The sequence below is a fragment of the Bacteroidota bacterium genome (assembly GCA_016718825.1).
Taxonomy (GTDB): domain Bacteria; phylum Bacteroidota; class Bacteroidia; order J057; family JADKCL01; genus JADKCL01.
On the sequence record JADKCL010000041.1, the window covers coordinates 24,622 to 37,870 of the forward strand.

Annotated in this window: 12 protein-coding genes and 1 pseudogene; 4 read left to right on the plus strand and 9 right to left on the minus strand. The window is 52.0% G+C overall.

The window, feature by feature from the left end:
- Positions 1-2: 2 nt before the first annotated feature.
- The 4 genes and pseudogenes from IPN95_26740 to IPN95_26755 form a co-directional block, all read right to left on the minus strand.
- Positions 3-515, minus strand: a complete 513-nt coding sequence (locus IPN95_26740) for a hypothetical protein (protein ID MBK9452954.1) — start codon at positions 513-515, stop codon at positions 3-5.
- Between the two features lie 798 nt (positions 516-1,313).
- Positions 1,314-1,754 (minus strand): annotated as a pseudogene (locus IPN95_26745) (transposase).
- Between the two features lie 407 nt (positions 1,755-2,161).
- The gene (locus IPN95_26750) at positions 2,162-2,452 is read right to left on the minus strand and encodes a hypothetical protein (GenBank protein MBK9452955.1); all 291 of its coding nucleotides are present in this window, start codon (positions 2,450-2,452) and stop codon (positions 2,162-2,164) included.
- Positions 2,453-2,485: 33 nt separating this feature from the next.
- Complete coding sequence (locus tag IPN95_26755) at positions 2,486-3,547, minus strand: hypothetical protein (GenBank protein ID MBK9452956.1); 1,062 nt, start codon at positions 3,545-3,547, stop codon at positions 2,486-2,488.
- A gap of 649 nt (positions 3,548-4,196) precedes the next feature.
- Between IPN95_26755 and IPN95_26760 the strand changes: the two genes are divergently transcribed.
- Positions 4,197-5,174, plus strand: coding sequence for a threonylcarbamoyl-AMP synthase (locus IPN95_26760; protein MBK9452957.1), 978 nt, complete (start codon positions 4,197-4,199; stop codon positions 5,172-5,174).
- A gap of 136 nt (positions 5,175-5,310) precedes the next feature.
- Complete coding sequence (locus IPN95_26765; protein ID MBK9452958.1) at positions 5,311-6,216, plus strand: SDR family NAD(P)-dependent oxidoreductase; 906 nt, start codon at positions 5,311-5,313, stop codon at positions 6,214-6,216.
- A gap of 189 nt (positions 6,217-6,405) precedes the next feature.
- On the opposite strand, the gene IPN95_26770 is transcribed toward IPN95_26765, so the two are convergent.
- Positions 6,406-6,990 carry a hypothetical protein gene (locus IPN95_26770; protein ID MBK9452959.1) on the minus strand — a complete coding sequence of 195 codons (585 nt, stop codon included), beginning with the start codon at positions 6,988-6,990 and terminating at the stop codon, positions 6,406-6,408.
- A 439-nt stretch (positions 6,991-7,429) separates the two neighbouring features.
- Between IPN95_26770 and tnpA the strand changes: the two genes are divergently transcribed.
- On the plus strand, positions 7,430-7,897 hold the full coding sequence (gene tnpA / locus IPN95_26775) for an IS200/IS605 family transposase (protein ID MBK9452960.1): 468 nt from the start codon (positions 7,430-7,432) through the stop codon (positions 7,895-7,897).
- 278 nt (positions 7,898-8,175) lie between these two features.
- On the opposite strand, the gene IPN95_26780 is transcribed toward tnpA, so the two are convergent.
- Positions 8,176-9,645 (minus strand): SDR family NAD(P)-dependent oxidoreductase, encoded by a 1,470-nt coding sequence (locus IPN95_26780; protein MBK9452961.1) that lies wholly within the window; start codon positions 9,643-9,645, stop codon positions 8,176-8,178.
- A gap of 3 nt (positions 9,646-9,648) precedes the next feature.
- Between IPN95_26780 and IPN95_26785 the strand changes: the two genes are divergently transcribed.
- Complete coding sequence (locus IPN95_26785) at positions 9,649-10,503, plus strand: 1-acyl-sn-glycerol-3-phosphate acyltransferase (GenBank protein ID MBK9452962.1); 855 nt, start codon at positions 9,649-9,651, stop codon at positions 10,501-10,503.
- A gap of 16 nt (positions 10,504-10,519) precedes the next feature.
- On the opposite strand, the gene der is transcribed toward IPN95_26785, so the two are convergent.
- From der to IPN95_26800, 3 genes are all read right to left on the minus strand, one after another.
- Positions 10,520-11,827 (minus strand): ribosome biogenesis GTPase Der, encoded by a 1,308-nt coding sequence (der, locus tag IPN95_26790; protein ID MBK9452963.1) that lies wholly within the window; start codon positions 11,825-11,827, stop codon positions 10,520-10,522.
- Positions 11,828-11,848: 21 nt separating this feature from the next.
- The gene (gene era, locus IPN95_26795) at positions 11,849-12,736 is read right to left on the minus strand and encodes a GTPase Era (GenBank protein MBK9452964.1); all 888 of its coding nucleotides are present in this window, start codon (positions 12,734-12,736) and stop codon (positions 11,849-11,851) included.
- Positions 12,737-12,865: 129 nt separating this feature from the next.
- A complete protein-coding gene (locus tag IPN95_26800) occupies positions 12,866-13,249 on the minus strand; it encodes a hypothetical protein (protein MBK9452965.1) in 384 nt (127 codons plus the stop codon).

Sequence of the window (13,249 nt, forward strand, 5' to 3'; positions counted from 1 at the left end):
GTTTAATCGTCGTCACCATCGGTATCCCCACCCTGATTCGGCATGCTGTTGACACCGCCGGTCGGAACAGCACCACCCGCATTCAGTTCGGTATGACGAATCTGTCCGCCAAGATAACCTGTGCGGGCCACCATACCAAAGCTTACCAAGGCGATCAGAAGGACCACGATTGCCGTCGACTTGGTAAGTTTAGGCTTGCGCAAGGTCAGGTAGTTCCCCACCAAGGAAGCGACGCCCAGCAGAATGAGCGTAACCAAGGCAAACATGGCGAAGTCTTCGTGCGCTTCGATGCGACTTTCGAGCACACCGGGAATGCCTTCGACGGCGTCTTCGGCCCCTTCGCCCGTAAAATAGGCAATCACCGCGCCGATGCTCGACAGGGTAAAGATATTGTAAGCCGCAATCTTGGTCGCATCGCTTTTGGCGTAGAGGCCGTGCACCAACACCATGGCGCCCAAAATCGACCCAAACACAGGCAGGTGGTTGATAAGAAGGTGAATGTATGCGGTATCCATGAGCATTCGAATTAGTTTTTGATTCGGTTAATGGCGGAAATTTTAAGCCATCATTTTGAACGTGAATTGTGGAGCAAAGGTGAACCGTAGCGCAGGCAAAGCATTACAGTGCAATGATCCATGATTACATCTTTCACAGATCATGTTGCGGGGGTCGGCAAGATGGGTGGATGGTGTCTTCATTTTCCTGCTTTTGATGGCCTTAAGCCCTCATTCACTGACATTTCCCTGCCGGTCGACGAAGTACCGGCCGGCAGCGCGAATGCGGCCAAGGTTGCCGATGGGAATGGCAATAGCTATGATTGTTGTCATGGGGGAAGGTGAGATTGTCGGGATTGAATACGACCCATTCCAGGGGTTCATGCAGTGGTTGAACGGATGCGTGAATCGGTGGCTGCACGGCGAATTGATTGGGGGACATCTTCCTTCCAACCCAAATCACTCACCCCAAAAATTCTCCATAAACCAATCATAACCTTCGATGGAGCGATGTTCATCTCCCCAAGCCCCGACCTGCGAATGATCAAATGCCGGAATTGCGAGGAGAAAAAATGAGCCGAATTGATTTCCACGATGATTTCACCTTCCTCCTCGTGGCCCACCGTATAGGATACTTCGAAATAATGCTTACCGGGACCTTGACCAGTAAAACCAGAATTGGGCAGGATTCTACCTTCCAAGCCCGAAGGGCTTGAACAGGCCGTGAGATGCCCGGCAAAGCCGGGTGGAAGGCGATCCTCCTAGATCCCAACCCCGAAGGGGTTGACAATTAACAAAATAGATTTATGCCCTTCATCTTCACAACAAATACTTCTCATCAAACGCAATCCCATTTTCACTCAACAACCGTTTGAATTCGTCGTAAGAGCTCTCCTTCTTATGGTGTTCCTTCTGGTTTTTCACGTACTCGATGATCATATCACGGTCACGGAAATTATATGTAAATCCACCATAACCTTCTTGCCATCCGTTGAAGAATGGAAATTTTCCACAACGTTTCATCCAAAGGCTGCTTTTGACCTTGAGATCCTTGACAAAATCTGCCAAGGCGATGCTCGGATGCAATCACAAAATGTGGATATGGTCTTCCGGTGCGTTGACGCGATGGAGCTTGCAATTATGATCCTTCACAATTTTCCAAACATCACGGTACAATTCCTCGCAGTGCGCCTCCGCAATTGTTGGCTTGCGCTGATATGTGCTGAAAACGATTTGATAATAAATCTGTCTATAACTCATTTCAACCTCCTCATAATCTTGCTTACAATTCTTAAGCGCCAAACGCGACGCATCATCATTGAATGCGTTTATTTATAGGAATAAAGCCCCATTTAGTGGCTAATTGCCTGCTTATTTGGCAAATGTCTCGGATGGATGGCAAAAATGCAAATTCCCTTGTGAAAAAATCAATTTTTTAAGAAGTGGTTGTGATGGACAATCCCAAATGCCATCCAATCAGTCTTAACACGATTGAATAATGAGCATATTTCTATCTAATATGTCTCATAGTCAACCCCTTCGGGGTTGAAACTTTGGGGGATGCTTGCTACCCCCAGTTTCACTGGGGGCTATCCACAGATCAACCCCTTCGGGGTTGGTACCTCGAACAGCTTATAGAGGTGACTCCTTGATTTTGCTTGCAAAATTCACTGGTAAAGTTCCCGATAGGCATATTCAAAATCCCCCTCCGCCGCATGTTCGCCGGCAATTTTGCGTGCCTCGATCAGGACATCTGCCAAGCGGATGCTGTCGAGGGAATCTTGGGCCGCGATTTCCTGGCGGCGTTCGAGCCGCTGCGTCTCTGCATCTACGGTCACGGAAATCTTGGTCACCGGCGCAACAACGGGTATTTCAGGCTTGCGTGACGGCAATCCGATCAGGAATACCGCCAGAACAATGGTGGTAGCGAGCAAGAGCGTGATGGATTTGGTATTCATTGCGTTCGGAGGATCGACGGTGCAGTTATCCCCCTACTTCTCCGCGCCTTCCATTTGCTCTTTGAGGCGTTCCTGATCGCGGATGCGTTGCTCGAGGATATTGCGGTAGGTCATCGCCTTGCGGTTGTCGTATTTGCGGTAGGCGTCCTTGGCCATTTCGGAGGCGCCGACGAGGTCGCCTTCCATTTCGGCGGCGAGGGCGAGATTGTAGAGGGCGCGACCTTTGACTTTGGTCTTGGCGTCATTGGTGGCACGCTCCCACATCTGTTTGGCGCCGGCCCAATCGTTGATTTTGACACGCTTTTTGCCCGCCTTGAAATAGTCGCTGCCCTTGGTATAATAAGCACGGCTCACCGGCAACCATGTCGGCGAAATATGCCGCGAATAACTCGCGCCGGTGACGCGTCCGATTTCTCGGGTCACGGATTCGCCTTGCGGCAGATTGGCAATGGCATTTCCTTCGGAATTACCCTCTGCATTAAAATAGACAGCTTCCTGCATGCGCATTTCGTCCAGCATGTGCCCATATTGTCCGTCGTACATGCGCCATCCGACCATGACTTGGATCGTTTTGCGGGCCATCCACACCGTGTATTTTTCGGTTTCGCCAGCCTTGTTTTTGCGCTCGCGTACCTGCGTGGTGCAAGCGACCTGCTGATCGCTGTCAAAGGCCTCGATGGTCACAAGTGCTTGCGCACCGGCCTTTTGGCAGATTTCCTGAACCTCGACTTCCGACAGCATCGGCGGAAAATCTACGCCACCCGTGCCTTTCAATTCGATGGCAGGCCGCGTGATGGAAAAGCGTGGCGAAGCGGCAAGGGCATTGGTCAGGCCCATCAAAGCTTCCTCAGCACTGCGGCGGTCTTGTCCGATGTTTTCACCACTGAGGGCACCTTCGACGACGTTGAGAAAGCCTTGACCCTTGTCGGGGCGGTAGCGGTTGACCAAGGCAATGGTTTTGATATTCTGATCGACGTTGATGTCGGCCGGGACCAATACCGAAATACCAACGGTACTTGTGGCGCATCCGGCAAATCCAATGGCGACCAACAAGAGGGCTGCCCAAAACAACAGGGTGATTTTTGTCTTTTTCATGTTTCTCTTCTGAACCTACATTCCATTCTCCAAATCGAGCGTGGAGACAAAGATTGCTGGAATTCGGGAGAAGGGCAAAAGGCGATAGCTTAGCAAATCGTGTCAGCGATTGTTGCAAACCACGCATCCGCTGATGGTCAGATAGACGCCATGCTCAGGACAGCGGGGGGGGGGGTGGTAGAGGCGGGATGCCATGGTTTTGGTGTTCGGTACGCGAATGAGAAAACTTGCGTTCAAAAATATTGTGCCCCCGGGATTTGGGGGGGGGCCCGGGGGGGAACCAGGGCGGAAAAACAGGTCCCACGGCGGGCCTTTTCCTCGGGGCCGGCGAGGCGAGACGACGGCGGTGAGGCCATTGCTCATGTTGAGGTAGTCGCCGGGGCGCACCTGTTCATTGGAGATGGAATTTCCCATGGGAGGCAATTTATGAAGAAAGGTGACGGGGATGGACTTTTTGGATGGGGAGGGGAAAATCGTGTCAATACTGATTCCGCAAGCCAACTTTCGCAATCCCCTACGCAAGCGGTGGGCAAATGCCGGCTTGCTGCAGGGTCGGAATGCAAGGACCTCCACCGGATTGCTTGCCCCGCCCGGCGCGCTATCGCGTTGCAGATTTGGAAAACTGTCCTCGATTCGCGAACATGGCAGCATGAAAATTGGGAATTCGCCGACGGTGATCACGACAAGTTTGGACATCGCCCTGCAGGCATTGCGCGCCAATGAGATCATCGCCATTCCGACCGAGACGGTCTATGGCTTGGCGGGGAATGCCTACGACAGCGCGGTCATCGAGAAGATTTTCAGCCTGAAAAAGCGCCCGTTTTACAATCCGCTGATCGTGCATATCGCCTCGGTAGCTGCCTTGCCGGAGGTTGCCAGCGAAATTCCGGCCTTGGCCACGAAGCTCGCCAATGAATTCTGGCCGGGTCCCTTGACCTTGATCCTCAAGAAGCAACCGCATATTCCTGACTTGGTGACAGCCGGAAAGGCGACTGTGGCGGTGCGCGTACCCAATCATCCCTTGACCTTGGCGCTGTTGGCGGAGCTGCCCTTCCCCTTGGCGGCCCCGAGTGCGAATCCATTCGGTTCGATCAGTCCGACGACCGCTGTGCATGTTGCCAACTATTTTGATGGCGAATTGGGCGTGGTGTTGGATGGTGGCGAATGTCAAAAAGGCTTGGAATCCACGATCGTGGGCTTTGAAGACGATCAGGTGGTTTTGTACCGGCTCGGCGCCATCTCCATGGAAGACATCGAAAAGGTCGTCGGGAAAATTCGGATGCATTCCAAAAACGACATTGATCCGACGGCGCCGGGCATGCTTTCGCGCCATTATTCGCCGGCGACCAAAACAATCCTTACCGACGACGTGCCCGCCTTCCTGCGCTTGTACAAGGACAAAAAGGTCGGCTTGTTGAGCTTTCAAACCGTCTACGAAGCCGCCAATATTGAAAGTCAGGAATTGCTTTCGCCTTCGGGAAACCTGGAGGAAGCCGCCAAAAACCTGTATGCGGCCATGCACCGACTCGACGAACGCGAACTGGACGTGATTGTGGCCGAGCGCTTTCCAGACATTGGCCTCGGGAAAACGATCAATGACCGGCTGCAAAGGGCGGCGGAGGAATGATGCTTCAAAGGGGCTGAATAACGGCAAAAATCAGCAGCGAATGTTTGGCCTGATTGACTTGCAAAGTTTTGAAAGCACCGTATCGGCAGCCCGAAACCAAATGTTCCACGATCAGTTGTATCCCCAAAAGTAAAGCATGTTTGACATCACGAAAGTTCCGTCTCAAAAAGGCCGCATCGCCATCGTCACGGGTGCAAATGCCGGATTAGGCTATGAAACGTCATTGGCGCTGGGCAAATTGGGGGCCAAGGTCATCATGGCCTGCAGAAATGCCACCAAGGCCGAAGCCGCCAAACAGACGATTCTCGCAAAAGCTCCGGGCGCGGACCTTGAGATCATGACGCTGGACCTGAGCAGCTTGAAGTCCGTGCGTGCCTTCGCAGCGGCCTATCTTGCCAAATACGACAAGCTCGACCTGCTCATTAACAATGCGGGCATCATGATTCCGCCCTATTCCAAGACCGAGGATGGGTTTGAAAGCCAAATGGGCGCCAACTATTTCGGGCACTTTCTGTTGACCGGATTGTTGTTGGAAACCATCAACAAGACACCCGGCGCGCGAATTGTGGCGCTGAGCAGCAAGGCCCACGAAAACGGCCAAATCAACTTTGACGACCTCCAATCCGAAAAAGCCTACTCCAAATTCGGGGCTTACAGTCAGACGAAATTGGCCTGCTTGATGTTTGCCTACGAATTGCAGCGGCGCTTGGAGGCTGCAGGTCACAAGACGCTGTCGGTGGCGGCGCACCCGGGCGTTTCAAATACGGAACTGGGGAAATATTTCCCGAAGGTCCTGTATTACCTCTTTTTGCCCCTCTTCCCGATTTTCATGCACAAGCCCAGCAAAGCCGCCCTTCCACAATTGATGGCAGCGCTCGACCCCGACGTCAAAGGCGGAGAATATTTTGGTCCGACCGGCTTGAACGGCATGAAAGGAAAACCCGGGAAAGTCGAATCCAAGCCCCAATCACATGACAAGGCCGTGGCCAAAAAATTATGGGAAGTCTCGGAAAAATTGACGGGATTCAAATTCAACGTTTGAGCTGATTCTCTTCGAATTCGTTCAGCGAGAAGGCCTGTGCGGCAGGAGTTTTTCGCATGGACTGATTGTGCAGCGCAAGTGATGGAATTTGGATGGCTTTCGATCTCGACGTGGTCAGGATGACCTCCAGCAAAATCGCTTCACTCGGAAAAGGAGGATTCGCTCATTGCTGAAAGATTCGCGAACCGGTTATTGCAACACCACCTGATCCACATAACAAAGGCTGTTTTGCCCCGTATTTTGCAGAATTTTGACTTGGAGCGAATCCTGTGGCTGCATCGTGAGGGTATCGGTCACGCGGAATTCCAACCATCCGTTGAAGGCCCAATGCACGTCGACGGTGCTGTCGATCACCTGCCCGTTGCGGATGTGTTTGAGCCATAATTCGATGGCTTGCCCGCCGGCGATGGCCATCACTTCTGCCGACAGCGTAAGCTCCCGCGTGCCCGAGAGGTTGGTGACAAAAGTTTCGACGAATGGATCCCAAGCCACGTCGCGATAACCTTCGAGGCGCAGGGAAAACTGCCCACCACCGGGAGGGGCCATTTGTACGAAGGTATCGGGATAGGTGGTAAAATCCTTGACGATGCGCCAGCATTCGAGGCTGCCATGCCCGTCCCGTTCAAAGCTGGGATTGCAGATCAAATTGGGTGCTGCGGATGTGTCGGGAATTTCATGATTCGGAATGATCACGTCCTGAATATCGAGTTGGCAGCTGCTCAAGAGAAGGGAGAGAAGGCAGCAAGCAAGCGATCCAATCTTGAGAATCCGCATTTTTGTTTTCGTTGTTGTTTCAAACCAACGTTACCAAAGAAAGGCAATTTTGTAATCTCGAGCAGGGAAAAGGTTGGGAATTTCTGCGGAATGGGGTTTGGAACGCTAAAATCAAGTCAATAACGGATTATGGTTATCTGGACTTTTGACAGGAAACTCTTTGTTCAAATCAATTTTGCGTGTAGTTCGACCTGCCTCCAGCGGGTCGTTACGGCCGTGGGAATCTCCAACTATAAACGCCGGAACTTGCAGGATTCTGACCCTAGAAGGGTCAAACGTTTATAGAATCGATGTCCCTCTCTCGATATCGACCCCAGCGGGGTCGAACTTCACCTCCAACCTTGACATTGGATCCTTTGCCTGCCAGGTCCTTTTCAAGAAACGTATGCAAACATTGATTATCTTTGAACCTCAACCCCCAAAAAAGTAACGTAGCACAATGGCAAATACCTATTCCCAGATTTATATCCATTTCGTCTTTGCAGTCCAAAACCGTGATGCTTTGATACTTCCAACTTGGGAGGAACGGCTTTACCAGTACATTACTGGTATTGTTCAAAGCCAAGGCCAGAAGATGATTGCAATCAATGGGATGCCAGATCATCTACATTTTCTAATTGGTATGAAGCCAGACTGTCGTCCATCAGATTTGGTTAGAGACGTAAAGAAATCTAGTAGTTCGTTCATCAAGCAGGAGCGATTCTCAAAGTTTCACTTCGAATGGCAAGTGGGTTATGGCGTTTTCTCATATAGTCATTCGCATCTAGACAATATTGCCCAGTATATTATGAATCAAAAGGAACACCACAAGAAGAAGACATTCAAGCAAGAATATTTAGGATTCCTCAAAAAATTTGAAATTGAATTCAAAGAGGAGTATGCATTTAGTTGGATTGCAGATGCCTAATTGCACCATAGGGCCAGATCAATTTCGTGCTTTGAGCGACCCGCCTGCGGCGGGTCGTTACGAGGGGGGGCGATCTCCATCTATAAACGTTGGACCCCGCTGGGGTCTGACCCGCAGGATGCGGATCAAACGTTTATGGAATTTATGGCCCTCACATTCAATTGCCTCAGATGGAGGAAGTGCGAATATATTGCACTGGTAAATAGCCGACAAGGATAATCCATATTAAACACAAATTTCAAACAGCTATCAAATTCTCAAGCAAATTACACGGACCCTCACCCCACCCCAAACAAATTCACCACCCGATAATTCTCCCCATCTTGCGCATCCGCCAAGGCCGTAATTGCCTCGCGGGCAACCTCGCCGGGGTGCAGCGGCGGATCAAAGTCAAAGGCCAGATTGGTTTGGTCGGTCAAAATGCGGGGCAATCGGGCCACAATAAATTCGTGGTCGCGGGATTCCAGGGAGAGGGCTTGCACGAGGGCTTCTTGTGCGGCTTTTGCGGTGAGGTAATGCGCAAATCCACGTACGGGTTCGGCAAGGTATTTGGTGGAAATATGCAGGAATTGGCCGCCTTTGGAGAGCAGCGGCAAAAGTTGCCGTGCTGTTTCCAGCGTAATCGCCAGATTTTGCTGCACAAACTGCGCAATATGCAGGTTGTCTTGCTCCAAAAATTGCAAGTCCCGAATGGGTGGTGCGGCATTGTTGACGATTAAATCGAGCTTTCCAAATTGAGCGGATATTGCGGTCGCCATGTCGGCAACGGCACGCGGATCGGCCATGTCGGCCGCATACGTTTGTACCTCTGCTCCGACGGCTTGCAATTCGCTGCGCAAGCTCTCGGCGGCGGAGGCATCGCCTCGGTAATTGAGCGCAAGCCTTGCGCCCGCAAGCGCGGCCATGCGCGCCATGGCTGCGCCAAACCCGCGCGTGGCGCCGGAAATAAAGACCACCTTGCCTTGCAGCGGCAGGTAACCTTCGGCAAAGGCAGGCATGGCCGCCAAAGGAAAATCGACCGGCTGCGGCCGCTTGAATGCTGCAATGCGCAGATGCGCTAGCCCCGTCCCCTTGCCCTCCAACACGTAGCGGTTGAAGCGTTCGTCAAAATTGGCAGCCTCCAATTCCAAGGTGATTTCCGCCGAATGCAAATCCGCAGCAGTGAAGGTCATCTGCAATTCGGAAAAAAGCGCCTGCTTGCCGGGCAAAATCATCCCGACATGGTAGCTTGCCCAGCACAAACTAGCCAATTGATGCACCGGCATCGAACCTTCGGCGATCCCGAATGCAGCTTCAACCTGTCCCAACGCAGCGGTATTCAGTACAAATCGCTGCGTTTGCCAGCTTGCATCGGGAAGATCATGGGGTTCCCACAGCGGTGCGAAGCGCGGAAATGGAGCGGTAGCTCCGTCCAAAGGTTGATGTTCCACATTCGCAGAAAACGAAATCACGGCATAGTCAACAGGACCCTTCTGGAATTTGACCACCACATCGGCGCCATTTTCCTGGATTGAAAGGTGATATTCCTCGCCTTCAAACAGCGGCTTCCGGAAAACGGCCCTGATTTGCTGCAATCGAAAGGTTCGCCCATTGGCCCAGGCACCCAAGGCAAACAGAACGGCGGCCATGCCAAAGACAACGGGCTTGCCAAATTGGCTTCTTCGCGCATATTCGGGGTCGATATGCAGTGGATTGCGGTCGTAGCTCGCCGCGCAGAAGGCCGAAACATGGTCGGAAGTAAATTTCATGGGGTGGAATTACGGAAATTTTCGGGTTCGGCGGCGCAGGAAAAACAATCCGGCCATGGTGCGCGGCTTGCTGCCATCCAAAGCCACGCTTCGCGACGTCCAACTTTTTCCTATATTCCCGCCATGATCAAAGTGTTGCGCAAAATTTGGGCAGTCTACGGCGCGGTGGTCTTCTTCATTCAGATCCTGATTTGGACCCCGATCACAACGATTGCCTTTTTGACCTTCGGCCGCCGCGCCGAAAGGGTGATTATTTGGATGGGGCACCATATCATTGCGCCCGTGACATTGCTTTTTTCGGGCGTCTTCCGCAAGCAACATGGCCGCGAAGTGCTCAAAGGCAAGGGGCCCTTCGTCATCGTCTCCAACCACCGCAGCTTTCTGGACATTCTCATCAACGCATCCGCATTCCCCGACATCTATAAATTCCTGAGCAAGAAGGAAATGACCAAGATTCCCGTTTGGGGATTGACCGTCAAACGACTCTGTATTTTGGTGGACCGCAAATCACCGGAGTCCCGTGCCGAGAGCGTCGAACGCATGCGCCAAGCACTGCAGGCTGGATTTTCGATTTTGATTTATCCTGAAGGGACGCGCAACCGTGGCGACCAACCGCTAACCGATTTTTACGACGGTGCCTTTCGCCTTGCCGCTGAAACCGGATTTCCGATGGCAGTCATGACCCTGAACGATCCACGGAAATACAATGATCCCGTCCGCGAATTGGACCTTTCGCCGGGGTTGGTACATGTTTACTGGGATGTGATCGAGGATACCGGCAGCCAATCGGTGGAGCAACTCCGTGAAAAAACACGCGGAATCATGCTCTCGCATTTGCAGGATTTAGGAGGAAAATAGGAGCCTTCGAAGCGGCCTACTTCTGCCGGAAGAACACATTCAACGGCACACCCTTGAATCCAAAGTTGTCCCGAATCTGATTTTCCAGGTAACGCTTGTAGTTTTCCTGAATCAATTTGGGGTGGTTGCAGAAGAACAAAAACGTCGGAATCGGTGCCGGAATCTGCGTGACGTATTTGATGCGGATGATTTTGCCGCGCACGGCTGCAGGCTTGTGATTGTTCCAAGCCAATTGCATGACCTCGTTCAATTCGGCAGTGCCCACCTTCTTTTGCTTCTCGTGGTACACCTCGACGGCGATCTCCAATGCTCGAAGGATGCGTTGCTTTTCCAGCGCCGAACCAAAGACGACCGGCACGTTGGACAGCGGCGCAATACGCTCCTGAATCAAGGCTTCGAAGTCACGTGCCGTATTGGTTTCCTTTTCGACGAGGTCCCATTTGTTCACGAAAATCACGACGCCCTTGCTGTTTTCGGTGATGTCACCGAGGATGTGCAGGTCTTGCGCTTCTATGCCGAGGGTGGCATCGATGAGCAAAATGGCGACGTCACATTCCTCGATGGCCTTGATGCTGCGAAGGGTCGAATAAAATTCGATGTTTTCATGGACACGCGCCTTGCGCCGCAGACCGGCGGTATCGATCATGTACAAGTCCAGGCCAAAGGCCGTGTACCGTGTGTAAATCGAGTCGCGGGTGGTCCCGCTGATCGGCGTCACGATATTCTGCTCCTTGCCCAAAAGTGCATTCACCAAGGACGATTTTCCCACGTTTGGGCGACCTACGAATGCGAATTTTGGAACGTCGGCGACGGTGGGCTCAGGCTTGTCTTGTGGCAATGCATTCACAATGCTGTCCATCAAGTCCCCGGTACCTGCACCGTTCAAGGCCGAAACCGAAAACACTTCGCCGAGGGCCAATTCGTAGAATTCATAGACCAAATCGGAACGTTCGAAGTTGTCGGCTTTGTTGGCTACAAGGAAAACGGGCTTTTTACTGCGGCGTACGATATTGCCAAATTCCATGTCGAGGGTAACGACGCCGACCAAGGCATCGACGACAAACAGGAGGATGTCTGCCTCTTCCATGGCGATGTGTACCTGCTCGCGGATGGCCTTTTCAAACAAATCATCGCTCAAGGGGACATAGCCGCCGGTATCAATGACGGTGAATTTGACGCCGTTCCATTCGGAGATGCCGTAATGGCGGTCGCGGGTAACGCCACTCTGATCGTCCACAATGGCTTCACGGGCGGCGATCATACGATTGAAAAGGGTTGATTTGCCGACGTTGGGCCTACCGATAATTGCGACTATACCACTCATGCTTACTCAATTCTTGCGGGATTATTCCCGATATCCAAAATCCCGGAGCCTGTAATTGCTGTCTTTCCAGCCTTCTGCCACGCGTGCGTGCAGCTCCAAATAAACTTTTTTCTCCAAAAATGCCTCGATCGAATGCCGTGCATCCGTTCCGATGTCCTTGATCATTTTCCCGCCTTTGCCGACGATGATGCCTTTTTGTGACTTGCGCTCCACATGTATTTCCGCATGGATCACACTGACGTTGTCTTTTTCTTCGAATTGCAGGATGGAAACCTCACAACTGTAGGGAATTTCATCCTTCAAACGCAAAAAGATGGCTTCGCGAATCAATTCGGAGACAAAAAACCGCTCGGGACGGTCGCTGATCTCGTCTGGATCGAAGTAAGGCGGACCTTCATGCAACAATTCGAGGATCATTTGCTTCAAAGGATACAAATTGATGTCCTTTGTCGCGCTGATGCCGATGGCACCTGCCACTTTGACCTTCGAAGTGATCTCCTCATGCCGCTGACGCACCTTTTCTTCGGTACTTTTGTCCACTTTATTGAGGACAAGCAACACAGGAACCTGGCTTTTTTGGGCCATTTTGATGACCAACTCCTCGGGAAACCGTTCGTTGACATCCACGAGCAGCAAAAACAAGTCTGCATCTTCGAGGGAGGCATGCACAGCGCCCATCATCATGCGGTGAAGCTTGTACTGCGGCAAAATCACGCCGGGCGTATCAGAAAAGACGATTTGATAATTGTCTCCGGATGCAATACCCAGGATCCGGTGCCGGGTCGTTTGCGCCTTGGGCGTCGTGATCGCGAGTTTGCGACCCACCAAGGCATTCATCAACGTGCTTTTGCCCGCATTGGGTTTGCCGATGATGCTTACGAAACCAGACTTGAACACTTTTTCACTCACAGTCGGCAAAGGTACGGCGGAATTGGCAAATCCGAAGCATTCGAGGTGCATTTGAGCAGCATTCGGGTGAGCAAGTGTCGAATGGTCACTGATTTGTGCACTTGGGCAACGCCCAATGGCCACAACTTCTCAATCTTCCAGCATCAATTTCACCAGGATTTCCAGGTTCATGTAGTGGGCCTTGACTTCACCGCCTTGGCGGATCGTCAATGAATCGGCACGGCCCTCGCGGCCGCTGAAGAGGGAGATAAACGGCATGGTCATCACCCGCAAAATGCTCGGTTCTGACGGGCCATATAAAATCGTTGGAATGCGGCAGATGTAGTCGCGGATTTCAGGTGCTTGCACATGGTCCTTCACGTATTGCTTAAAATCCTGATTGGCCCGCTCCAGGATTTCAAAATCCGCATTCATACTGCTGTTCAAGGCTTTGTAGCCCATTTTCTGAATGTCCCCGATGGTACGGAGCATCATCCGTTGCTGCTTTTCGAGTTCGGTGCGGTCTTGTTCCAT

Coding starts and splice junctions, on each gene's coding strand:
- IPN95_26740 (MBK9452954.1), bottom strand. CDS start 515: ATGGATACCGCATACATTCACCTTCTTATCAACCACCTGCCTGTGTTT.
- IPN95_26750 (MBK9452955.1), bottom strand. CDS start 2,452: ATGAATACCAAATCCATCACGCTCTTGCTCGCTACCACCATTGTTCTG.
- IPN95_26755 (MBK9452956.1), bottom strand. CDS start 3,547: ATGAAAAAGACAAAAATCACCCTGTTGTTTTGGGCAGCCCTCTTGTTG.
- IPN95_26760 (MBK9452957.1), top strand. CDS start 4,197: ATGAAAATTGGGAATTCGCCGACGGTGATCACGACAAGTTTGGACATC.
- IPN95_26765 (MBK9452958.1), top strand. CDS start 5,311: ATGTTTGACATCACGAAAGTTCCGTCTCAAAAAGGCCGCATCGCCATC.
- IPN95_26770 (MBK9452959.1), bottom strand. CDS start 6,990: ATGCGGATTCTCAAGATTGGATCGCTTGCTTGCTGCCTTCTCTCCCTT.
- tnpA (MBK9452960.1), top strand. CDS start 7,430: ATGGCAAATACCTATTCCCAGATTTATATCCATTTCGTCTTTGCAGTC.
- IPN95_26780 (MBK9452961.1), bottom strand. CDS start 9,645: ATGAAATTTACTTCCGACCATGTTTCGGCCTTCTGCGCGGCGAGCTAC.
- der (MBK9452963.1), bottom strand. CDS start 11,827: ATGAGTGGTATAGTCGCAATTATCGGTAGGCCCAACGTCGGCAAATCA.
- IPN95_26800 (MBK9452965.1), bottom strand. CDS start 13,249: ATGGAACAAGACCGCACCGAACTCGAAAAGCAGCAACGGATGATGCTC.